Raw genomic sequence first — 21,958 nt, 5'->3', positions numbered from 1 at the left:
CCGGATCACTTCCGCAGCCGATCGAGTGATCGACATCGTGCGCACCCCGCTCCCGCGGATCGGGAAGAGCGCTCCGGAGGACAGGCACAGGTGTCGTCGACGGGGTGGGGCCGGGCGGCTGCCGACCGGCCGGACGCGCCACCGTAGCTGACGAGGGAGACGGCCCTCGCCGTCGGCCGGCCGCGCGAGCGGGCGGGCGGGGCACGGCGGGCTCCGGGCCGTCTTGCAGGGGGCCGTTCAGTCAGGGGGCCCGGACCGGTCCAGGTGCGTCGGGGCGAACATCCGCAGGACGGCCGGGAGGACGACGACCGACGGCCCGGGGGTGGTCAGGGCCTTCGTGAGGTCCTGTTCCAGGGATTCCGGGGTGGTGCGCAGGGCCGGGACGCCGAAGGACTCCGCCAGGGCCACGTAGTCGGGGCGGGTCAGTTCCGTCGCCGTGGGTGCGCCGAAGGTGTCGGTCATGTACTCGCGCAGGATGCCGTAGCCGCCGTCGTCGACGATCAGCCAGGTGACGTCCAGGTCGTACTGGCGGGCCGTGGCCAGCTCGGCGACCGAGTACAGGGCGCCGCCGTCGCCGGAGACCGCGAGGACCGGGCGGGTGGGGTCGGCGACGGCGGCGCCGAGGGCGGCCGGGAAGCCGTAGCCGAGGCCGCCGGCGCCCTGGGCGGAGTGCAGGTGGTTGGGACCCATGGCGTCGAACGCCGACCAGGCCCAGTAGGCCAGGATCGTCATGTCCCAGAAGGACGGCGAGTCCGTGGGCAGGGCGCGGCGGACGGAGGTCAGCACCCGCTGTTCCAGGGTGAGTTCCTGGGCGGCGATGCGTGCGCGTACGCGGTCCAGTACCTCCCGTACGCGCTCCGGGGCCGTCGTGTCCTCGCGGGGGTCCACCGTCTCCAGGAGCGCCTGGAGGGCGAGGCGGGCGTCCGCGTGGATGCCGATTCCCGGGTGGTTGGACTCCAGTTTGCCGAGGTCGGCCTCGATCTGGATCACCCGGCCGCGGGGCTTGAACGTGTGGTAGTTCGAGGAGAGTTCGCCCAGGCCGGAACCGACGACGAGGAGGACGTCGGCGTCCTCCAGGAAGTCGGTGGTGTGGCGGTCCTCCAGCCAGGACTGGAGTGAGAGGGGATGGGTCCAGGGGAAGGCGCCCTTGCCGCCGGGCGTGGTGACCACCGGGGCCTGGACGCGCTCGGCGAGCCGCTTGAGCTTGCCGGAGGCGTCCGAGCGGACCACTCCCCCGCCCGCGATGATCGCCGGGCGTTCCGCGTTCGCCAGCAAGTGCGCGGCGAGGGCGGTGAGTTCGGGGCGCGGGGGCAGTTCGTCCGGGGTGGCGTCCATCGCCGTCACCACGGGCAGGACGGTCTCCGCGAGGAGGACGTCCTGCGGGATCTCCACCCACACCGGCCCGTGCGGGACGGTCAGCGCCGACTTCCACGCCTCCGCGACCGCCGACGGGATCTGGGACGCCGTACGCACGGTGTGGACGGACTTGACCACGCCGCGGAACGAGGCCGACTGGTCGGGGAGTTCGTGGAGGTAGCCGCGGCGGCCGCCGCCGAGCCCGGCCGTCGGGACCTGGCTGCTGATCGCCAGCACGGGGGCGGACGCGGCCGCCGCCTCCTGGAGGGCGGCCAGGGAGGTCAGGGCGCCCGGGCCGGTGGAGAGCAGCAGCGGGGCCGCCTCGCCGGTGATCCGGCCGTACGCGTCCGCCGCGAACCCGGCGTTGTTCTCCACGCGCAGGCCGATGTAGCGCAGGTCGGAGCGGCGCAGGGCGTCGAACACGCCGAGGGCGTGCTGGCCGGGCAGGCCGAAGACGGTGGTCGCGCCGAGCCCGGCCAGGGTCTCCACGACGAGGTCTCCGCCGTTGCGGCCGGGGGGCGGGTTCAGGGCCGCCTCGGTCTGTGCGGCGGTCGGGCGGAGCACCAGGTCGTGGTCGTGAGTCACTTCGCGCGGGCCTCTGCAATCTGGCGGGACATGATCGTGGTCAGCTCGTAGGCGGTGTGGGACGCGGCGACCGAGGTGATCTCCGCGTGATCGTACGCGGGCGCCACCTCGACGACGTCCGCCGAGACCAGGTTGCAGGAGGCCAGCCCGCGCAGGATCTCGAGCAACTCGCGGGAGGTCATGCCGCCGGCCTCGGGGGTGCCGGTGCCGGGCGCGTGGGCGGGGTCGAGGCAGTCGATGTCGATGGAGATGTACAGCGGGCGGTCGCCGATGCGCTGGCGGAGCTGGTCGGCGACCTCGTCGGCGCCCCGGCGGTAGACGTCCGCGGAGGTGACGATGCCGAAGCCCATCTTCTCGTCGTCGGTGAGGTCCTGCTTGCCGTACAGCGGGCCGCGGGTGCCGACGTGGGAGAGGGCGGAGGTGTCGAGGATGCCCTCCTCCACGGCCCGGCGGAACGGGGTGCCGTGGGTGTACTCGGCGCCGAAGTAGGTGTCCCAGGTGTCGAGGTGGGCGTCGAAGTGGAGCAGGGCGACGGGGCCGTGCTTCTTGGCGACGGAGCGCAGCAGCGGCAGGGCGATGGTGTGGTCGCCGCCGAGGGTCATCAGGCGGGCGCCGGTGCCGAGCAGGTCGTCGGCGGCGGCCTCGACGGTCTCCACGGCCTCGTTGATGTTGAACGGGTTCACGGCGATGTCGCCGCCGTCCGCGACCTGGGCGAGGGCGAAGGGGGAGGCGTCCTGCGCGGGGTTGTAGGGGCGCAGCAGCCGGGACGCCTCACGGATGGCGTTGCCGCCGAAGCGGGCGCCCGGCCGGTAGGAGACGCCCGAGTCGAACGGCACGCCCACCACGGCCACGTCGGCGCGGCCGACCTCGTCGAGGCGGGGCAGCCGGGCGAAGGTCGCGGGCCCGGCGTACCGCGGGACGCGGGAGGAGTCGACGGGGCCGCGGGGCGTCTCGCTGCTGCTCATGAGGTCATGCCTACTTTCCTGGTCTTCGCCGTGCACATGCGTCCGCCCGGACGCGCGGGCCGCTGGTCTCTCCCGACCATAAGAGGGCGGAAAGCATCTGCGAAGTGTACGTTTCCTCCATTCCCGTCACGAGGAGTGGAGGAAGTGTCCAGCATGTCGATGTCGGACCCGGTGGTTCCGCCCACGCCGCCCGTGCGCCTGGACGCCCTGCTGGCCCGCGAGGACCTCGGACTGCGCCGGATCGCGGGACCGGACGGCCCCGGGATCGTCGTGCACTGGGCGCAGGCCTCGGAGATGGCGGACCCCTACCCGTACCTGCTGGGCGGGGAGCTGCTGCTGTCCGCGGGCGTGCACATCCCGCACGGGGCGGGCGCCGGGTACTTCGACGCCTACGTCTCCCGGATCGTGGCGGCGGGCGGGGCGGCGCTCGGTTTCGGTCTGGCGCCGGTCCACGAGAAGGTGCCGGGGGCGCTCGTCGAGGCGTGCGAGATGCGCGGGCTGCCGCTGCTGGAGGTGCCGCCCAGGACCACGTTCTCGGGGGTGGCGCGGGCGGTGTGGCAGCTGATGGCGCAGGCCCGCACGGCGGAGCTGCGCCGGGTCACCGAGGCCCAGCAGAGCCTCGCGGGCGCCGCCGCCCGCCCCGACCCGGTCCCGTCCGTGCTGCAGCAGCTGGCCCGCCGCATGGACGGGCGGGCGGTCCTGTACGGCCCGGACGGGACGGAGCTCGCGGGCGCGGGCCCGGACCAGGGCGAGGCGGTGCGTACGGCGCTGGCGGCTCTCGCCGAGGTGGTGCGCGCTCCGGCGCACGCCGAGCACACCGGGGCCCGGCCCTCCTCCGCCAGCGACACCGTGGCCGGTCTCCGGCTGGTCGCCTACGGGCTGGGGAACGGGCAGGGGTCTGTGCTCGGGGTCGCCGCCCCGCAGCGGGACCCGGCGGACCACACCATCGCGTCCGTCGCCGCCGTCCTGCTCTCCCTCCTCACCGGCGAGCGGCACAGCGGCACCGGCGCCGCCCGCTCCGCCGCGCTGGTCCGCCTGCTGCTGGGCGCGGCGCCCGAGAGCGTCGTGCCCCTGCTCGGCGGTGAGGGCTGGCGTGTGGTGCACGCGCGGCGGGACCGGCGGGCACCGGACGCCCTGGCCGCCTCCGCGCTGGGCACGGCGCTCGGTTCCACGCTGGTCGACGCGACCGGCGAGGTCGTACGGGTCCTCGTGCCGGGCGGGCGGGCCGTGGAGCCGCTGCCGGGCTGGACGCTCGGGGTGAGTACGGCGGCCGGCCCGTCCGACTGGCCCGCCGCGGACACCCGGGCCGCCCGCGCGCTGGCCCGGGCCCGCGCCACCCGCGCCCCGCTGGTCCGGCACGGCGACCGCCCCGCCCTCGCCGACCTCGTCCCGCCGCAGGACGCGGACGCCCACGCGCGGGCGCTGCTCGCGCCGATAGCGGCCACCCCGGCCCTCACCGACACCCTGCGCACCTGGCTGTCCCTGCACGGCAGCTGGGACCGTACGGCGGTGGCGCTGTCCGTGCACCGCAACACCGTGCGGCAGCGCATCGCGCGGTGCGCGGCGCTGCTGGAGGCCGACCTGGACGATCCGGACGTACGGATGGAGCTGTGGTTCGCGCTGCGCCGCACCTGAGGGCCCCGGACTGAGTAGCCGTACGCAGTCGGCTGAGTACGTGACGCACGTCCCAGCGTGCGATGCGCCAGGGACGCCCACGGGCCGCTGCTCCACAATGGGGGGCATGCCGATACCCGGGACACCCAGCCGTGCCGAACTCGTCGAACACCTGGTCGCCACCCGCATCGCGGGCGAGGTCGCCACACCGCGCGAGAACAACCTCTCCCACTACCGGAAGCTGGCGAACGGCGACCGCCACTACTGGCTCGGTCTGGAGCTCGGCGACCGCTGGACCGACGAGCAGGACGTGCTCGCGGTGATGGCGGAACGGGTCGGCGTCAACGACGACCCGGAATACCGGTACGGACAGGACACCATCGACCCGGAGCTGACCGTGTCCGCGCTGGAGCGCATGGCGGGGCGGCTGCGCAAGGCGGCGGAGGGGCGGCAGCGGGTGCTGTTCGCGACCGGTCACCCGGGCGGGCTGCTCGACGTGCACCGCGCGACGGCCGCGGCGCTGCGGGCGGCCGGCTGCGGGATCGTGGTCATCCCGGACGGGCTGACCACGGACGAGGGCTATGTGATGCAGTTCGCGGACGTGGCGGTGCTGGAGCACGGTGCCACGCTGTGGCACACCCACTCCGGGGAGCCGATGAAGGCCATCCTGGGCGCCCTGGAGCGCGAGGGCCGCCCGCTGCCGGACCTGGTCGTCGCCGACCACGGCTGGGCGGGCGCGGCCGGACAGTACGGCGTCGACTCCGTCGGCTACGCCGACTGCAACGACCCTGCCCTCTTCCTCGCCGAGTCCGAGGGCACCGTCCAGGTCACGGTCCCCCTGGACGATCACGTCACCAGCCCCCGCCACTACGACCCGATGACGGCGTACCTGCTGGCGGAGGCGGGGCTGGGCTGACGCCCGTCGACGACCGCGTCGAAACAGGGCCAGCCGTCCACCTCGACGTCCCGCTCGGCCGGCCGGAGGGCCAGGGCCGGTGCCGCCGCCTCCAGCAGGCGCCGGGCCGGCCCGGGCTCGTGGAGGTTGAGGTCGCCACGGTCCGGGAGGCGCATCACGGTGCCCGCCTCGAAGTACGTGTTCGACACGACGCGGTGCGGGCCCGGCGCGAAGACCAGGGACAGCCGGCGCCCGGTGCCGCTCCGGTACCCGTCCGTGAAGAAGGTGAGCGTCAGGCGGCAGTCGGCGTAGTCGGGCCGCACCCGTTGCCGGACGGTCCAGTGCCAGACGTTTCCGTCCACGACGAGGCGGCGCAGACGCCGGTGTTTTCTCACCCGGGAACGGTAGATCACCGGGGAACCCGGACGACACCCTCCTGGATGACCGAGACCGCCAGGCGGCCGTCCCGGGTGTAGATGCGGGCCTGGCCGAGGCCGCGGCCGCCGTGGGCCGAGGGGGACTGCTGGTCGTACAGCAGCCACTCGTCGGCGCGGAACGGGCGGTGGAACCACATGGCGTGGTCCAGGGACGCGCCGACGACGTCGCCGACGGCCCAGCCGCCGCGCCCGTGGGCGAGGAGGACGGAGTCCAGGAGCGTCATGTCGGAGACGTACGTGGCGAGGACGACGTGCAGCAGGGGGTCGTCCGTGAGCTTGCCGTTGGCGCGGAACCACACCTGGGAGTGGGGTTCGCGCGGCTCGCCGAAGCGGCCGTACGGGGGCTCTTCGACATAGCGCAGGTCGACGGCGGCGCGGGCCTCCAGGTAGCGGTCCACGACCTCGGGGGCGAGGTGGGGGTAGCCGCGCAGGCGTTCCTCCGAGGTGGGCAGCGCGTCCGGGTCGGCGGACGGCGGCATCGGCTCCTGGTGGTCCAGGCCCTCCTCGTACGTCTGGAAGGACGCCGAGAGGTGGAAGATCGGCTTTCCGTGCTGGACCGCGACCACGCGCCGGGTGGTGAAGGAGCGGCCGTCGCGGATCCGGTCGACGGTGTAGACGATCGGGGCGCCGGGGTCGCCGGGGCGCAGGAAGTACGCGTGCAGGGAGTGGGCGGGCCGGTCCTCGGGGACGGTCCGTCCGGCGGCCACGAGCGCCTGCGCCGCGACCTGCCCGCCGAAGACGCGGGGGACGACGGCGGGGCGGGAGTGGCCGCGGAAGATGTTCTCCTCGATCTGCTCGAGGTCGAGCAGATCGAGGAGATCCTGAAGTGCCTGATTCATGGAATCAGTTGTATACGGCAGGGATTTCCGGGTGCTTACAGACCCATGTCCTTCGCGATGATCGACTTCATGATCTCGCTGGTGCCGCCGTAGATGCGGTTGACGCGGTTGTCCGCGTACAGGCGGGCGATCGGGTACTCGTTCATGTAGCCGTAGCCGCCGTGGAGCTGGAGGCAGCGGTCGATGACGCGGTGGGCCACCTCGGTGGTGAACAGCTTGGCGCTGGCGGCCTCGGCGGGGGTGAGCTCGCCGGCGTCGAGGGCCTCGGTGGCGCGGTCGACGACGGCCTGGGCGGCGTCGACCTCGGCCTGGCAGGCGGCCAGCTCGAACTTGGTGTTCTGGAAGTGGGCGACCGGCTTGCCGAAGACGGTGCGCTCCTGCACGTACTGCGTGGCGAAGCGGACGGCGGCGGCGGCCTGCGCGTAGGCGCCGAAGGCGATGCCCCAGCGCTCGGAGGCCAGGTTGTGGCCGAGGTAGGAGAAGCCCTTGTTCTCCTCGCCGAGCAGGTCCTCGGCGGGGACCTTGACGTCGACGAACGCCAGCTCGGCGGTGTCGGAGGTCTTCAGGCCCAGCTTGTCGAGCTTGCGGCCGACGGAGTAGCCCTCGGACTTGGTGTCCACGGCGAACAGGGAGATGCCGTGGCGGCGGTCCTCGGCCGTCGGGGCGGCGGTGCGGGCGCAGACGATCACCTTGTCGGCGTGGACGCCGCCGGTGATGAAGGTCTTGGCGCCGTTGAGGACGTAGTGGGAGCCGTCCTCGCTGAGCTTGGCGGTGGTCTTCATGCCCGCGAGGTCGGAGCCGGTGCCCGGCTCGGTCATCGCGATGGCCCACATCTCCTCGCCGGTGACGAACTTCGGCAGGAAACGCTTCTTCTGCTCGTCGGTGGCGAGCATCTTGATGTACGGCAGGGCGAGCAGCACGTGCACGCCGGAGCCGCCGAACTGGATGCCCGCGCGGGCGGTCTCCTCGTAGAGGACGGCCTCGAACTTGTGGGTGTCCATGCCCGCGCCGCCGAACTCCTCCGGCACACTGATGCCGAAGATGCCCAGCTCACCGAGCTTGTAGTAGAAGTCGCGGGGCGCCTGGCCCGCCGCGAACCACTCGTCGTAGACGGGGACGACCTCGGCCTCGATGAAGGCGCGGACGGTCTCCCGGAACGCTTCGTGGTCCTCGTTGAAAATCGTACGGCGCACTGTCCGCCACCCCTTCTTGCGCCTAAGCCGGCGCCGCTCTCGCGTACGTGGTTGCTCGCCGTGGGGGTTCCTCAATCGATGGTTGCGGTCCCACGTGTCTAAGCGCTTGCTCAGAGCAAAGATACCGGCGAGTATCCACAGCCGTCCAGAGCGGAGACCCCGTAACGCTCGTCACCCGGGGTCACCGCGCGCCCGCCGCCTCGAACGCGCCCCGCGCCATCCGGTGCAGCAGTTCGGCCGTCGTCGCCCGGCCGGGGAGCGAACCCGGGCGGGCCAGGTGCGGGGTGGAGTTGAGGAGCCCGAACACCGAGTGCACGGCCGAGCGGGCGGCCGGTTCGGCCAGGTCCGGGTAGAGGCCGCGCACCACCTCCACCCACAGCTCGACGTACTGCCGCTGGAGCTGGCGGACCAGCTTGCGGTCGGTGTCCCGGAGGCGGTCCAGCTCACGGTCGTGCAGGGTGATGAGCGGGCGGTCGTCGAGCGCGAAGTCGATGTGCCCCTCGATCAGCGAGTCGAGGACCGCCTCGGGTGCCACCCCGTCCGCCTCCTTCAGGCGCTGCTTCGCGCCGGTCAGCAGCTGGCCGCTGATCCCCACCAGCAGCTCCGCGAGCATCGCGTCCTTGCCCGCGAAGTGCCGGTAGAGCCCGGGGCCGCTGATGCCGACCGCGGCGCCTATCTCGTCGACCCCGACGCCGTGGAAGCCGCGCTCGGCGAAGAGCCGGGCGGCCTCCTTGAGGATCTGCTCGCGGCGGGTGGGGGCGTCGGTTCTGGTGGCCATGGAGACGATTCTAGACAGGGAGGTTAGCGGTCGTTAACCTGGAGGAAATGCGTTAACGCTCATTAACAAGGTGAGGGGACCCGCAGGATGCATGAGGCACCGGAGCTTCACAGCGCGGCCGATCCCGCGTCGGAGGCCTTTCGGGCCAACGAGGAGTCGCACCGCGCCCTCGTCGGGGAGCTGCGCGGCAAGCTGGCCGCGGCGGCGCTCGGCGGCGGCGAGCGGGCGCGGGCCCGGCACACCGCGCGCGGGAAGCTGCTCCCGCGCGAGCGCGTGGACACCCTCCTCGACCCCGGCTCGCCGTTCCTGGAGCTGGCCCCGCTCGCGGCCGACGGGATGTACGAGGGGCAGGCCCCGGCGGCCGGTGTGATCGCCGGGATCGGGCGGGTCAGCGGCCGGGAGTGCGTGGTCGTGGCCAACGACGCCACCGTCAAGGGCGGTACGTACTACCCGATGACGGTGAAGAAGCACCTGCGCGCGCAGGAGGTGGCCCTCGACAACCGGCTGCCCTGTGTCTACCTGGTGGACTCCGGCGGGGCGTTTCTGCCGATGCAGGACGAGGTGTTCCCCGACCGGGACCACTTCGGGCGGATCTTCTACAACCAGGCCCGGATGTCCGGCGCGGGCATCCCGCAGATCGCGGCGGTCCTCGGCTCCTGCACGGCGGGCGGGGCGTACGTCCCGGCGATGAGCGACGAGGCGGTGATCGTCCGCGGCCAGGGCACGATCTTCCTCGGCGGCCCGCCGCTGGTGAAGGCGGCCACGGGTGAGGTGGTCACGGCGGAGGAGCTGGGCGGCGGCGAGGTCCACGCGCGGGTGTCGGGCGTGACCGACCACCTGGCGGAGGACGACGCGCACGCGCTGCGGATCGTGCGCACCATCGTCTCCACGCTCCCCGCGCGGCGAGCCCTGCCCTGGGGGGTCGAGCCGGCCGTCGAGCCCAAGGTGGACCCGGCGGGGCTGTACGGGGCGGTGCCGGTCGACTCCCGCACGCCCTACGACGTACGGGAGATCATCGCCCGGGTCGTGGACGGTTCGCGTTTCGCCGAGTTCAAGTCGGAGTTCGGGCAGACCCTGGTCACCGGCTTCGCCCGGATCCACGGACACCCGGTGGGCATCGTCGCCAACAACGGCATCCTGTTCTCCGAGTCCGCCCAGAAGGGCGCGCACTTCATCGAGCTGTGCGACCAGCGCGGCATCCCGCTGGTGTTCCTGCAGAACATCTCGGGCTTCATGGTGGGCCGGGACTACGAGGCGGGCGGTATCGCCAAGCACGGCGCCAAGATGGTCACCGCGGTCGCCTGCACGCGTGTGCCGAAGCTGACGGTGGTGGTCGGCGGGTCGTACGGGGCGGGCAACTACTCGATGTGCGGCAGGGCGTACTCGCCCCGCTTCCTGTGGATGTGGCCGGGCGCCAAGATCTCGGTGATGGGCGGCGAGCAGGCGGCCTCCGTCCTCGCGACCGTCAAGCGGGACCAGATGGAGGGGCGCGGCGAGGAGTGGCCGGCGGAGGACGAGGACGCCTTCAAGGCCCCGATCCGCGCCCAGTACGAGCGTCAGGGGAACGCCTACTACGCGACGGCGCGCCTCTGGGACGACGGCGTGATCGACCCGATGGACACCCGGCAGGTACTGGGCCTGGCCCTGACCGCGTGCGCCAACGCGCCACTGAGCGACCCTCAGTTCGGCGTCTTCCGGATGTGAGGGGACGGACAACGATGTTCGAGACAGTGCTTGTGGCCAACCGGGGCGAGATCGCGGTCCGCGTCATCCGCACGCTGCGGTCGATGGGCGTGCGCTCGGTGGCCGTGTACTCCGACGCGGACGCCGACGCCCGGCACGTCCGGGAGGCCGACACGGCGGTGCGGATCGGGCCGGCGGCGGCTTCGGAGAGCTACCTGTCGGTGGAGCGGCTGCTGGAGGCCGCCGCCCGCACCGGCGCGCGGGCGGTCCACCCGGGGTACGGGTTCCTCGCCGAGAACGCCGCCTTCGCGCGGGCGTGCGCCGAGGCGGGGCTGGTGTTCATCGGGCCGCCGGCGGACGCGATCGCCCTGATGGGCGACAAGATCCGCGCGAAGGAGACGGTGAGGGCGGCCGGGGTGCCGGTGGTGCCCGGTTCCAGCGGCAGCGGGCTCAGCGACGAGCAGCTCGCCGGGGCCGCCCGCGAGATCGGCGTGCCGGTGCTGCTGAAGCCGTCGGCGGGCGGCGGCGGCAAGGGCATGCGGCTGGTGCGGGACGCCTCGGCGCTGGCCGAGGAGATCGCCGCCGCGCGGCGTGAGGCCCGCGCCTCCTTCGGTGACGACACGCTGCTGGTGGAGCGGTGGATCGACCGGCCCCGGCACATCGAGATCCAGGTGCTGGCCGACGGGCACGGGGGCGTCGTCCACCTGGGCGAGCGGGAGTGCTCGCTCCAGCGGCGGCACCAGAAGATCATCGAGGAGGCGCCGAGTGTGCTCCTCGACGAGGAGACCCGGGCCGCGATGGGTGAGGCGGCGGTCCAGGCGGCCCGTTCGTGCGGCTACCGGGGCGCGGGCACGGTGGAATTCATCGTCCCGGGCAACGACCCGTCGTCGTACTACTTCATGGAGATGAACACCCGCCTCCAGGTGGAGCACCCGGTCACCGAGCTCGTCACCGGGCTCGACCTGGTGGAGTGGCAGCTGCGGGTGGCGGCCGGTGAGCGGCTGGGGTTCGGGCAGGACGACGTCCGGCTCACCGGGCACGCGGTGGAGGCACGCGTCTGCGCGGAGGACCCCGCGCGCGGCTTCCTGCCCTCCGGCGGCACGGTGCTGAAGCTGCGCGAACCGCAGGGCGACGGCGTGCGCACCGACTCCGGGCTCAGCGAGGGCACCGAGGTCGGCAGCCTCTACGACCCGATGCTGTCCAAGGTGATCGCGTACGGCCCCGACCGCGCGAGTGCGCTGCGCAGGCTGCGGGCGGCGCTGGCGGAGACGGTGACCCTCGGCGTGCGGACCAACGCGGGGTTCCTGCGGCGGCTGCTGGCGCATCCGGCGGTGGTCTCGGGAGAGCTGGACACCGGGTTGGTCGAGCGCGAGGTGGCCGGGCTCACGGCGGACGAGGTGCCGGCGGAGGCGTACGCGGCGGCGGCGCTGCTGCGCCAGGCCTCCCTCCGCCGGCCCTCCGACGGCTCCGGCTGGGCCGACCCGTTCGCCACCGCCGACGGCTGGCGGATGGGCGGCGAGCGGGCATGGACGGCGCACCACCTGCGGGTGGCGGGCCACGACCCGGTGACCGTGCGCGTGCGCGGCACGGCGGACGGCGGGACGGAACTGCTGCTGCCGGGCGCCGGCACCCCGGTGCGGGGGTCCGCGGGCCCGGTGGGCGGGCACCGGTTCACCTGCACGCTCGACGGCGTCACCCACACCTTCGCCGCCCTGCCGGACGGCACCTGGCTCGGCCGGGACGGCGACGCCTGGCACGTGCGGGACCACGACCCGGTCGCCGCGTCCCTCACCCGGGCGGGCCAGGCGGGCGCCGACTCGCTGACCGCGCCGATGCCGGGCACGGTGACGGTGGTGAAGGTCGCCGTCGGCGACGAGGTGACCGCCGGCCAGAGCCTGCTGGTGGTGGAGGCGATGAAGATGGAGCACGTCATCTCCGCCCCGCACGCCGGCACGGTCACCGAACTGGACGTGGCGCCGGGCACGACGGTCGCCATGGACCAGGTGCTGGCCGTGATCGCGCCCGTGGAGGAGGAGACGGCATGAACGCCCCGGAACTGGGCCTGCCGATGGCCGTACCGGCCGAGGGACTGCCCGCGCGGGTGCGGATCCACGAGGTGGGCGCGCGCGACGGGCTGCAGAACGAGAAGGCGACCGTGCCGACGGCCGTGAAGGCGGAGTTCGTCCGCCGGCTGGCCGGGACCGGTCTGACCACGATCGAGGCGACGAGCTTCGTGCACCCCAAGTGGGTGCCGCAGCTGGCCGACGCGGAGGAGCTGTACCCGGCGGTGTCCGACCTGCCGGTGGAGCTGCCGGTGCTGGTGCCGAACGAGCGCGGACTGGACCGCGCGCTGGCGCTGGGCGCCCGGCGGGTCGCGGTGTTCGCGAGCGCCACGGAGTCCTTCGCCAAGGCCAACCTCAACCGCACGGTGGACGAGGCGCTGGCGATGTTCGAGCCGGTGGTGTCCCGGGCGAAGGCGGCGGACGTGCACGTCCGCGGCTATCTGTCCATGTGCTTCGGTGACCCGTGGGAGGGCCCGGTCCCGGTCGCCCAGGTGGTGAAGGTGTGCCGGGCGCTGCTGGACATGGGCTGCGACGAGCTGAGCCTGGGCGACACCATCGGGGTGGCCACGCCGGGCCATGTCGCGGCCCTGCTCACCGCGCTCACCTCGGCGGACGTCCCCGTCTCCGTGCTGGGTGTGCACTTCCACGACACCTACGGCCAGGCCCTGTCCAACACGCTGGCCGCGCTCCGGCAGGGCGTCACCACGGTCGACGCCTCCGCCGGCGGCCTCGGCGGCTGCCCGTACGCGAGGTCCGCCACCGGCAACCTCGCCACCGAGGACCTCGTGTGGATGCTGCGCGGCCTCGGCATCGACACCGGCGTCGATCTCGGCCGTCTGGTCGCCACAAGCGTCTGGATGGCCGCCCATCTGGGGCGGCCCAGCCCGTCCCGCACCGTTCGAGCCCTCTCCCACCAGGAGTCGTGACGACCATGGACCACAAGCTCTCCCCCGAACTGGAAGAACTCCGGCGCACCGTCGAGGAGTTCGCGCACGACGTGGTGGCGCCGAAGATCGGCGACTTCTACGAGCGGCACGAGTTCCCGTACGAGATCGTGCGGGAGATGGGCCGCATGGGCCTGTTCGGCCTGCCGTTCCCGGAGGAGTACGGCGGCATGGGCGGCGACTACTTCGCGCTCGGTGTGGCTCTGGAGGAACTGGCGCGGGTCGACTCCTCGGTGGCCATCACCCTGGAGGCGGGCGTCTCGCTCGGTGCGATGCCGCTGCATCTGTTCGGCACGCAGGAGCAGAAGCGCGAGTGGCTTCCCCGCCTGTGCTCGGGCGAGATCCTCGGCGCGTTCGGCCTGACCGAGCCGGACGGCGGCAGCGACGCGGGCGCGACCCGTACGACGGCCCGGCTGGACGAGTCGACGAACGAGTGGGTCATCAACGGCACGAAGTGCTTCATCACCAACTCGGGCACGGACGTCACGGGCCTGGTCACGGTCACGGCGGTGACCGGCCGCAAGCCCGACGGCAAGCCGCTGATCTCGGCGATCATCGTCCCGTCGGGCACGCCGGGCTTCACGGTGGCGGCGCCGTACTCGAAGGTCGGCTGGAACGCCTCGGACACCCGGGAGCTGTCCTTCGCCGACGTCCGGGTCCCCGCCGCCAACCTCCTCGGCGAAGAGGGCCGCGGCTACGCCCAGTTCCTGCGCATCCTGGACGAGGGCCGGATCGCCATCGCCGCGCTGGGCACGGGGCTGGCGCAGGGCTGTGTGGACGAGTCGGTGAAGTACGCGAAGGAGCGGCACGCGTTCGGGCGGCCGATCGGCGCCAACCAGGCGATCCAGTTCAAGATCGCCGACATGGAGATGAAGGCGCACACGGCGCGTCTCGCGTGGCGCGACGCGGCCAGCCGGCTGGTGGCCGGTGAGCCCTTCAAGAAGGAGGCGGCGCTGGCCAAGCTGTACTCGTCCACGGTCGCCGTGGACAACGCCCGTGACGCCACCCAGATCCACGGCGGTTACGGGTTCATGAACGAGTATCCGGTGGCCCGGATGTGGCGGGACTCCAAGATCCTGGAGATCGGTGAGGGCACGAGCGAGGTGCAGCGCATGCTGATCGCGCGGGAGTTGGGCCTGGCGGGCTGAATCGCCCGTAACCCCGCGAACCGGCCCGCGTCGACGGCGACGCGGGCCGCCGGTCCGCTCACGTGACCCGAATCACGGTGCAGGACCGGCATTTCGCCCGCGCGTACGGGGATGCATTCCGAGCACCCTCTGGACAGACCGTGAGGTTAGGCTAACCTAAGCCTGATTCCAGCCGAGGCAGGCTCCGTACGCACGAAAGCGACCCTCCCATGTCGAACGCCAGAACCGCCCGCTTCTCCCGTCGGGGGCTGCTCGCCGCCGGCGGTGCCCTCGGACTCGGCGCGCTCCTCACCGCCTGCGGGGACGAGGACGGCGGCTCGGACGGGAAGGGTTCCGGCGACGCCGAGTCCGGTGCGTGGTCGTTCAAGGACGACCGCGGCACCACGGTGAAGCTCGACAAGGTCCCGGCGAACATCGTCGCGTTCACCGGCGTGGCCGCCGCGCTGTACGACTACGGCGTCGAGGTCAAGGGCGTCTTCGGTCCGACGGAGACCAAGGACGGCAAGGCCGACGTCCAGGCCGGCGACATGGACATCAGCAAGGTGACCGTCCTCGGCAACGTGTGGGACCAGTTCAACGTCGAGAAGTACGCGACGCTCGCGCCCGACGTCCTGATCTCCACGATGTTCGACGACGCCGGCACCCTCTGGTACGTCCCCGAGGCGTCCAAGGACAAGATCGCCAAGCTCGCCCCGAGCGTCGGCATCTCCGTCTACGACCGTCAGCTGACCGCCCCCCTCCAGCGGATGTGGGAGCTCGCCGAGTCCCTGGGCGGCGACATGAAGGCGGCCAAGGCCACCGACGCCAAGAAGCGCTTCGAGGATGCCTCGGAGCGGCTGCGCAAGGCCGTCAAGGCCAACCCCGGCATCAAGGTCATGGCCGGTTCGGCGAGCCCGGAGCTGTTCTACGTCTCCGGCACCAACCTCTCCATCGACCTGGAGTACTTCAAGGCCCTCGGTGTGGACTTCATCGAGCCGCCGGAGGAGGCCAAGGCCCAGGGCGGCGGCTGGTTCGAGGGCCTGAGCTGGGAGAACGTCGACAAGTACAAGGCCGACATCATCATGATGGACGACCGCACCTCGGCCATCCAGCCCGCCGACATCACCGAGGCGACGTGGAAGCAGCTGCCCGCGGTCAAGGCCGGTCAGGTCATCGCGCGTTCCGCCGAGCCGATCCTCTCCTACGACAAGTGCGTGCCGATCGTGGACGGCCTCGCCGAGGCCATCGAGAAGGCCAAGAAGGTCAGCTGACCGTCCCCGACAGAATCCTCCTCCCCGGGAGCCATAGGTGACCACTGCCGTAGCCGCCCCGTTCCGCTTCTTCTCCCTCCAGGTCGCAGCGACGAGGCGGCTCGGCCCGTCCCTGGTGCGGGTCACGTTCACCGGCCCGGAGCTGCGCGACTTCCGTTCCGACGGACGCGACCAGTCCCTGTCGCTGTTCCTGCCGCACCCGGGGCAGGACGCACCCGTCGTCCCGCTCGACATGGGCGAGGACTGGTGGCAGGGGTGGCGCGAACTGCCGGACGACGTACGGGCGGTGATGCGCTCGTACACGCTGCGGGCGCTGCGCGCGGACGCCGGGGGGCGCACCACGGAGATCGACATCGACTTCGTGCTGCACGGCATCACGGAGGAGGCCAAGGCGTCCGACGAGGCGGGCCCGGCCTCCCGCTGGGCCGCCCGTGCCGCCGCCGGCGACCGGGTGCTGCTGCTCGGACCCGCGATCGCCGACAACCGCGCGATCCGCTTCCGTCCGACCGAGGACACCGACCTGATGCTCCTGTGGGCCGACGAGACCGCCCTGCCCGCCGTCGCGGCCGTCCTGGAGACCCTTCCCGCCGGCATGCGGACCCGGGTGTGGCTGGAGGTGCCGCACTCCGGGGACGTCCTGGACCTGCCGACCGACGCCGACGCGGAGATCACCTGGTTCGTCCGGGACGGCACGGCGGCCCCGGCCGAAGGGGCCGGTCCGATGGCCCTGGACGGCCTGCGCACCGCCGAGCTGCCGCCTGCCGAGCGGCCGTACGTGTGGATCGCCGGCGAGGCCGGCTGCATGAAGCAGGTGCGGCGGCACTTCGTCGGGGAGCGCGGTGTCGACCGCCGGCGGGTGACGTTCGTCGGCTACTGGCGGCGCGGCCTGACGGAAGAACAGTTGCGCGAACAAGGCTGAACAGAAAGGGAGTTGACGCCCGATCAGTCCCCTTTGGGAGTGATCACAGTCACGGTCGAGCAAGGAATGGAATCGCCTTACTTAGGTTAGGCTAACCTAAGTAAGGCACTGGCCCCGCACCCCTGCCCCGGACCGTCCCCACCGGAGGACCCCCACATGCGTTCGCACCTGCTCAACGACACCACCGCGGAGCACTACCGCCGCTCCGTGACCGCAGGAGTCGAGCGGGTGGCCGCGAAACTCGCCACCACCGACCGGCCGTTCACCGGAATCACCGTCGACGACCTCGCTCCGCGCATCGACGCGATCGACCTCGACCAGCCGCTGCACGACACCGCCGCGGTGCTCGACGAACTGGAGGACGTCTACCTCCGGGACGCCATCTACTTCCACCACCCCCGCTACCTCGCCCACCTCAACTGCCCGGTCGTCATCCCGGCCGTGCTCGGCGAGGCGGTGCTCTCCGCCGTCAACTCCTCCCTGGACACCTGGGACCAGTCGGCCGGCGGCACCCTCATCGAGCGCAAGATCGTCGACTGGACGACCCGCCGCATCGGCCTCGGACCGGCCGCCGACGGGGTGTTCACCTCCGGCGGCACCCAGTCCAACCTCCAGGCGCTGCTGCTGGCGCGTGAGGAGGCCAAGACCGACGACCTGGCGAAGCTGCGCATCTTCGCCTCCGAGGTCAGCCACTTCAGCGTGAAGAAGTCCGCGAAACTCCTCGGCCTCGGACCGGACGCCGTGGTGGCGATTCCCGTCGACCACGACAAGCGGCTGCAGACCGTCGCCCTCGCCCGCGAACTGGAGCGCTGCACCGGGGCGGGCCTGGTCCCCATGGCCGTCGTCGCCACCGCCGGCACCACCGACTTCGGCTCCATCGACCCGCTGCCCGAGATCGCCGAACTGTGCGAGCGGTACGGCGCCTGGATGCACGTGGACGCAGCCTACGGCTGCGGACTGCTCGCCTCGCTGAAGTACCGCCACCGCATCGACGGCATCGAGCGCGCCGACTCCGTCACCGTCGACTACCACAAGTCCTTCTTCCAGCCGGTCAGTTCGTCGGCCGTGCTGGTCCGCGACACCGCCACCCTGCGGCACGCCACCTACCACGCCGAGTACCTCAACCCGCGCCGCATGGTGACCGAGCGCATCCCCAACCAGGTGGACAAGTCCCTGCAGACCACCCGCCGCTTCGACGCGCTCAAGCTGTGGATGACGCTGCGCGTGATGGGCGCCGACGGCATCGGCCGCCTCTTCGACGAGGTGTGCGACTTGGCCGCGGAGGGCTGGCAGCTGCTGGCCGCCGACCCCCGCTTCGACGTCGTGGTCGAGCCGAGCCTGTCCACCCTCGTCTTCCGCTGGATCCCGGCGGCCGTCACCGACCCCGCCGAGATCGACCGCGCCAACCTCTACGCCCGCAAAGCCCTGTTCGCCTCCGGTGACGCGGTGGTCGCGGGCACCAAGGTGGCGGGACGCCACTACCTGAAGTTCACCCTGCTCAACCCCGAGACCACGACGGCCGACATCTCCGCCGTCCTCGACCTGATCGCCGGCCACGCCGAGCAGTACCTGGGAGAGTCCCTTGACCGCGCTTCCTGAAGCCCCGGAAACCACCTACGACTTCGTGGGCATCGGGCTGGGCCCCTTCAACCTCGGCCTCGCCTGCCTCACCGAGCCGATAGCCGAACTGAACGGCGTCTTCCTGGAGTCCAAGCCGGACTTCGAGTGGCACGCCGGGATGTTCCTCGACGGCGCCCACCTCCAGACGCCGTTCATGTCGGACCTGGTCACCCTCGCCGACCCGACGTCCCCGTACTCCTTCCTCAACTACCTGAAGGAGAAGGGCCGGCTGTACTCGTTCTACATACGCGAGAACTTCTACCCGCTGCGCGTCGAGTACGACGACTACTGCCGCTGGGCCGCCGCCAAGCTGAGCAGCATCCGCTTCGGCACCACGGTCACCGAGGTGACGTACGACGAGAGCGCCGGGCTGTACGCGGTGGCCACGGAGGCGGGCACGACGTACCGCGCCCGGCACCTCGTCCTCGGCACCGGCACCGTGCCCTTCGTCCCGGAGCCGTGCCGCGGCCTGGACGGCGGCCTGTTCCACACGTCCGCGTACATGCGGCGCAAGGCGGAGCTGCAGGCGAAGAAGTCCGTCACGGTCGTCGGCAGCGGGCAGAGCGCCGCCGAGATCTACTACGAACTGCTGTCCGAGATCGACGTCCACGGCTACGAGCTCAACTGGGTCACCCGCTCCCCGCGGTTCTTCCCGCTGGAGTACACCAAGCTGACCCTGGAGATGACGTCCCCGGACTACATCGACTACTTCCGCGCGCTGCCCGAGGAGACCCGCTACCGGCTGGAGAAGCAGCAGAAGGGCCTGTTCAAGGGCATCAACTCGGATCTGATCGACGCGATCTTCGACCTGCTGTACCAGAAGAACGTCGAGAGCGGCGACCGTCCGGTCCCCACCCGGCTGCTCACCAACTCCTCCCTCACCACCGCCCGTCACGAGGGCGGCGCCTACACCCTCGGGTTCCACCAGGACGAGCAGGGCAAGGACTTCGAGATCCGCACCGAGGGCCTGGTGCTGGCCACCGGCTACCACTACGAGCCGCCGGCCTTCCTCGACCCGGTGCGCGACCGGATCCGCTTCGACGGCCACGGCCGCTTCGACGTCGCCCGCAACTACGCCATCGACGTCACCGGCCGGGGCGTCTTCCTGCAGAACGCGGGCGTCCACACGCACAGCATCACCAGCCCCGACCTGGGCATGGGCCCGTACCGGAACGCGTCCATCATCCGTGAGCTGCTCGGCACCGAGTACTACCCGGTCGAGAAGTCCATCGCGTTCCAGGAGTTCGCCGTATGAGCAGTACGAGCAGCACGGGCAGCACGGGCAGCACGGGCAGCACCAGCAGCACGGGCGGTGCCGGCATCGGTACGTTCACCGTCCGTCCCCTGGACCCGCTGAAGGACGCCGAACTGCTGCACCGCTGGGTCACCGACCCCAAGGCGGCGTTCTGGATGATGCAGGACGCGAGACTCCAGGACGTCGAGCGCGAGTACATGCGCATCGCCGCCCACGAGCACCACCACGCCCACCTGGGCCTGCACGACGGCGAACCGGCGTTCCTGATGGAACGGTACGACCCCCGCCACGTGGAACTCACCGGCCTGTACGACCCCGAGCCCGGCGATGTCGGCATGCACTTCCTGGTCGCCCCCACCGACCGCCCGATCCACGGCTTCACCCGGGCGGTCATCACCGCCGTGATGGCGGAGCTGTTCGCCGACCCCGCCACCCGGCGGGTCGTCGTCGAGCCGGACGTGGACAACAAGGCCGTGCACGCCCTGAACGAGGCCGTGGGCTTCGTGCCCGAACGTGAGATCGACAAGCCGGAGAAGCGCGCGCTGCTGAGCTTCTGCACGCGCGCGCAGTTCGAGGCCGCCGTCCGAGGAGTATCCGCATGACCCTGTCCGACGCCGTGGCGCATCTGTCCCCCCACCGCTGGGCGCGGGCCAACCGCCTGCTGATCCGCAAGGCACTCGCCGAGTTCGCCCACGAGCGGCTCATCACGCCGGAGGCGGCCGGCGACGGCCGCTACACCGTCCGCAGCGACGACGGTCTGACCCGGTACACGTTCACGGCGACACTGCGCGCCCTGGACCACTGGCAGGTCGACGCCGACTCGATCACCCGTCACCGCGGCGACGCCGAACTCGAACTCGCCGCCCTGGACTTCTTCATCGAGCTGCAGAAGTCCCTGGCCCTGAGCGACGAGATCCTGCCGGTGTACCTGGAGGAGATCTCCTCCACCCTCTCCGGCACCTGCTACAAGCTGACCAAGCCGCGGGTCCCGGCCGGTGAGCTGATCGACGCCGGCTTCCAGGCCGTCGAGACCGGCATGACCGAGGGCCACCCCTGCTTCGTCGCCAACAACGGGCGGCTCGGCTTCGGCATCCACGAGTACCGCGCGTACGCGCCGGAGACCGCGCAGCCCGTGCGGCTGGTGTGGCTGGCCGCGCACCGCTCACGGGCCGCGTTCACGGCGGGCGTCGGCATCGAGTACGAGTCGTTCGTCCGGCAGGAACTGGGCGGGGAGACCGTCGACGGTTTCCACGGCATCCTGCGCGAGCAGGGGCTCGACCCCGCCGACTACTTCCTGATACCCGTCCACCCCTGGCAGTGGTGGAACAAGCTGTCCGTCACCTTCGCCGCCGAGGTCGCCCGCCGGCACCTGGTCTGCCTGGGCGAGGGCGACGACGAGTACCTGGCCCAGCAGTCGATCCGTACGTTCTTCAACACCTCGCACCCGGAGAAGCACTACGTGAAGACGGCCCTGTCCGTCCTCAACATGGGCTTCATGCGCGGGCTGTCCGCCGCCTACATGGAGGCGACCCCGGCGATCAACGACTGGCTGGCGCAGCTCATCGACAGCGACCCGGTGCTGCGGGCCACGGGACTGTCGATCATCCGCGAGCGGGCCGCCGTGGGCTACCGGCACCTGGAGTACGAGCGGGCCACGGACCGCTACTCGCCGTACCGCAAGATGCTGGCCGCGCTCTGGCGGGAGAGCCCGGTGCCGTCCCTGAAGGACGGCGAGTCGCTCGCCACGATGGCCTCGCTGGTCCACGTCGACCACGAGGGGAACTCCGTCGCGGCCGCGCTGATCGCCCGCTCGGGGCTCACCCCGGCCGAGTGGCTGCGCCACTACCTGCGGGCGTACTACGTGCCGCTGCTGCACAGCTTCTACGCCTACGACCTGGTGTACATGCCGCACGGCGAGAACGTGATCCTCGTCCTGGCGGACGGGGTGGTGCGGCGGGCGGTCTACAAGGACATCGCCGAAGAGATAGCGGTGATGGACCCGGACGCGGTGCTGCCGCCGGAGGTCACCCGCATCCGGGTGGACGTCCCGGAGGACACCAAGCTCCTGTCGATCTTCACGGACGTCTTCGACTGCTTCTTCCGCTTCCTCGCCGCGAACCTGGCCGAGGAGGGCGTCCTGGACGAGGACGGCTTCTGGCGCACGGTCGCGGAGGTCACCCGGGAGTACCAGGCGTCGGTGCCCGAACTGGCCGACAAGTTCGCCCGGTACGACATGTTCGCCCCCGAGTTCGCCCTGTCCTGCCTCAACCGCCTCCAGCTGCGCAACAACAGGCAGATGGTCGACCTGTCGGACCCGTCCGGCGCCCTCCAGCTGATCGGCACCCTGAAGAACCCCCTCGCGGAGTTCTGACCCACGGACGCGCGGGCGCCCCGGAGTACGGTCCTCCGGGGCG

At 71.7% G+C, this 21,958-nt stretch carries 18 protein-coding genes; 12 read left to right on the top strand and 6 right to left on the bottom strand.

The genetic code is table 11. The features are described from left to right. Nucleotides 1–237: 237 nt before the first annotated feature. A complete protein-coding gene (locus tag ACZ434_RS01030; protein ID WP_468450416.1) occupies nt 238–1,941 on the bottom strand; it encodes a thiamine pyrophosphate-binding protein in 1,704 nt (567 codons plus the stop codon). Continuing rightward, on the bottom strand, nt 1,938–2,906 hold the full coding sequence (gene speB, locus ACZ434_RS01025; protein ID WP_189555960.1) for an agmatinase: 969 nt from the start codon (nt 2,904–2,906) through the stop codon (nt 1,938–1,940). The genes ACZ434_RS01030 and speB overlap by 4 nt, the downstream gene beginning before the upstream one ends. A gap of 159 nt (nt 2,907–3,065) precedes the next feature. Here speB and ACZ434_RS01020 point away from each other — a divergent pair, with 159 nt between their 5' ends. Next, complete coding sequence (locus ACZ434_RS01020; RefSeq protein WP_468451756.1) at nt 3,066–4,541, top strand: helix-turn-helix domain-containing protein; 1,476 nt, start codon at nt 3,066–3,068, stop codon at nt 4,539–4,541. 106 nt (nt 4,542–4,647) lie between these two features. After that, on the top strand, nt 4,648–5,436 hold the full coding sequence (locus ACZ434_RS01015; protein WP_468450413.1) for a phosphatase: 789 nt from the start codon (nt 4,648–4,650) through the stop codon (nt 5,434–5,436). Here ACZ434_RS01015 and ACZ434_RS01010 read toward each other — a convergent pair. The 4 genes from ACZ434_RS01010 to ACZ434_RS00995 form a co-directional block, all read right to left on the bottom strand. Next, nucleotides 5,388–5,810 (bottom strand): hypothetical protein, encoded by a 423-nt coding sequence (locus ACZ434_RS01010; RefSeq protein WP_468450411.1) that lies wholly within the window; start codon nt 5,808–5,810, stop codon nt 5,388–5,390. The genes ACZ434_RS01015 and ACZ434_RS01010 overlap by 49 nt on opposite strands. Before the next feature lie 14 nt (nt 5,811–5,824). Continuing rightward, nucleotides 5,825–6,691, bottom strand: coding sequence for an acyl-CoA thioesterase (locus tag ACZ434_RS01005; RefSeq protein WP_468450409.1), 867 nt, complete (start codon nt 6,689–6,691; stop codon nt 5,825–5,827). 35 nt (nt 6,692–6,726) lie between these two features. Further along, nucleotides 6,727–7,884 (bottom strand): acyl-CoA dehydrogenase family protein, encoded by a 1,158-nt coding sequence (locus ACZ434_RS01000; RefSeq protein ID WP_468450407.1) that lies wholly within the window; start codon nt 7,882–7,884, stop codon nt 6,727–6,729. A 181-nt stretch (nt 7,885–8,065) separates the two neighbouring features. Continuing rightward, complete coding sequence (locus ACZ434_RS00995; protein WP_468450404.1) at nt 8,066–8,662, bottom strand: SACE_7040 family transcriptional regulator; 597 nt, start codon at nt 8,660–8,662, stop codon at nt 8,066–8,068. An 87-nt stretch (nt 8,663–8,749) separates the two neighbouring features. On the opposite strand from ACZ434_RS00995, the gene ACZ434_RS00990 reads away from it, so the two are divergent. From ACZ434_RS00990 to ACZ434_RS00945, 10 genes are all read left to right on the top strand, one after another. Then, nucleotides 8,750–10,366, top strand: coding sequence for a carboxyl transferase domain-containing protein (locus ACZ434_RS00990; RefSeq protein ID WP_468450402.1), 1,617 nt, complete (start codon nt 8,750–8,752; stop codon nt 10,364–10,366). A 14-nt stretch (nt 10,367–10,380) separates the two neighbouring features. Further along, nucleotides 10,381–12,390 (top strand): acetyl/propionyl/methylcrotonyl-CoA carboxylase subunit alpha, encoded by a 2,010-nt coding sequence (locus ACZ434_RS00985; RefSeq protein WP_468450400.1) that lies wholly within the window; start codon nt 10,381–10,383, stop codon nt 12,388–12,390. Beyond that, nucleotides 12,387–13,334, top strand: a complete 948-nt coding sequence (locus ACZ434_RS00980; protein WP_468450398.1) for a hydroxymethylglutaryl-CoA lyase — start codon at nt 12,387–12,389, stop codon at nt 13,332–13,334. The genes ACZ434_RS00985 and ACZ434_RS00980 overlap by 4 nt, the downstream gene beginning before the upstream one ends. A gap of 5 nt (nt 13,335–13,339) precedes the next feature. After that, nucleotides 13,340–14,500, top strand: a complete 1,161-nt coding sequence (locus ACZ434_RS00975; RefSeq protein WP_468451755.1) for an acyl-CoA dehydrogenase family protein — start codon at nt 13,340–13,342, stop codon at nt 14,498–14,500. A gap of 209 nt (nt 14,501–14,709) precedes the next feature. Continuing rightward, entirely contained in the window at nt 14,710–15,750 is a 1,041-nt protein-coding gene (locus ACZ434_RS00970; protein ID WP_468450396.1) for an ABC transporter substrate-binding protein, read from the top strand. A gap of 37 nt (nt 15,751–15,787) precedes the next feature. Further along, nucleotides 15,788–16,669: a siderophore-interacting protein gene (locus ACZ434_RS00965; protein WP_468450394.1), complete on the top strand. Its 882-nt coding sequence runs from the start codon at nt 15,788–15,790 to the stop codon at nt 16,667–16,669. Nucleotides 16,670–16,825: 156 nt separating this feature from the next. Continuing rightward, the gene (gene desA / locus ACZ434_RS00960; RefSeq protein ID WP_468450392.1) at nt 16,826–18,268 is read left to right on the top strand and encodes a lysine decarboxylase DesA; all 1,443 of its coding nucleotides are present in this window, start codon (nt 16,826–16,828) and stop codon (nt 18,266–18,268) included. Continuing rightward, nucleotides 18,252–19,544 carry a lysine N(6)-hydroxylase/L-ornithine N(5)-oxygenase family protein gene (locus ACZ434_RS00955; RefSeq protein WP_468450390.1) on the top strand — a complete coding sequence of 431 codons (1,293 nt, stop codon included), beginning with the start codon at nt 18,252–18,254 and terminating at the stop codon, nt 19,542–19,544. The genes desA and ACZ434_RS00955 overlap by 17 nt, the downstream gene beginning before the upstream one ends. Then, nucleotides 19,541–20,146, top strand: coding sequence for a GNAT family N-acetyltransferase (locus ACZ434_RS00950; protein ID WP_468450388.1), 606 nt, complete (start codon nt 19,541–19,543; stop codon nt 20,144–20,146). The genes ACZ434_RS00955 and ACZ434_RS00950 overlap by 4 nt, the downstream gene beginning before the upstream one ends. Further along, the gene (locus ACZ434_RS00945) at nt 20,143–21,915 is read left to right on the top strand and encodes an IucA/IucC family protein (RefSeq protein ID WP_468450386.1); all 1,773 of its coding nucleotides are present in this window, start codon (nt 20,143–20,145) and stop codon (nt 21,913–21,915) included. Before ACZ434_RS00950 ends, ACZ434_RS00945 begins: the two co-directional genes overlap by 4 nt. Nucleotides 21,916–21,958 lie beyond the last annotated feature (43 nt).

The sequence above is a fragment of the Streptomyces sp. NPDC030893 genome (genome assembly GCF_055571535.1).
The sequence above is the reverse complement of the archived record's forward strand: the minus strand, read 5'-3'. Positions and strand labels throughout refer to the sequence as shown.

Bases quoted from the DNA above. Each gene is read 5' to 3' on its own strand.
- ACZ434_RS00980 (WP_468450398.1), top strand. From the start codon at position 12,387: ATGAACGCCCCGGAACTGGGCCTGCCGATGGCCGTACCGGCCGAGGGA.
- speB (WP_189555960.1), bottom strand. From the start codon at position 2,906: ATGAGCAGCAGCGAGACGCCCCGCGGCCCCGTCGACTCCTCCCGCGTC.
- ACZ434_RS00995 (WP_468450404.1), bottom strand. From the start codon at position 8,662: ATGGCCACCAGAACCGACGCCCCCACCCGCCGCGAGCAGATCCTCAAG.
- desA (WP_468450392.1), top strand. From the start codon at position 16,826: ATGCGTTCGCACCTGCTCAACGACACCACCGCGGAGCACTACCGCCGC.
- ACZ434_RS00975 (WP_468451755.1), top strand. From the start codon at position 13,340: ATGGACCACAAGCTCTCCCCCGAACTGGAAGAACTCCGGCGCACCGTC.
- ACZ434_RS00945 (WP_468450386.1), top strand. From the start codon at position 20,143: ATGACCCTGTCCGACGCCGTGGCGCATCTGTCCCCCCACCGCTGGGCG.
- ACZ434_RS00990 (WP_468450402.1), top strand. From the start codon at position 8,750: ATGCATGAGGCACCGGAGCTTCACAGCGCGGCCGATCCCGCGTCGGAG.
- ACZ434_RS01020 (WP_468451756.1), top strand. From the start codon at position 3,066: ATGTCGGACCCGGTGGTTCCGCCCACGCCGCCCGTGCGCCTGGACGCC.
- ACZ434_RS00985 (WP_468450400.1), top strand. From the start codon at position 10,381: ATGTTCGAGACAGTGCTTGTGGCCAACCGGGGCGAGATCGCGGTCCGC.
- ACZ434_RS00970 (WP_468450396.1), top strand. From the start codon at position 14,710: ATGTCGAACGCCAGAACCGCCCGCTTCTCCCGTCGGGGGCTGCTCGCC.
- ACZ434_RS01015 (WP_468450413.1), top strand. From the start codon at position 4,648: ATGCCGATACCCGGGACACCCAGCCGTGCCGAACTCGTCGAACACCTG.
- ACZ434_RS01005 (WP_468450409.1), bottom strand. From the start codon at position 6,691: ATGAATCAGGCACTTCAGGATCTCCTCGATCTGCTCGACCTCGAGCAG.
- ACZ434_RS00950 (WP_468450388.1), top strand. From the start codon at position 19,541: ATGAGCAGTACGAGCAGCACGGGCAGCACGGGCAGCACGGGCAGCACC.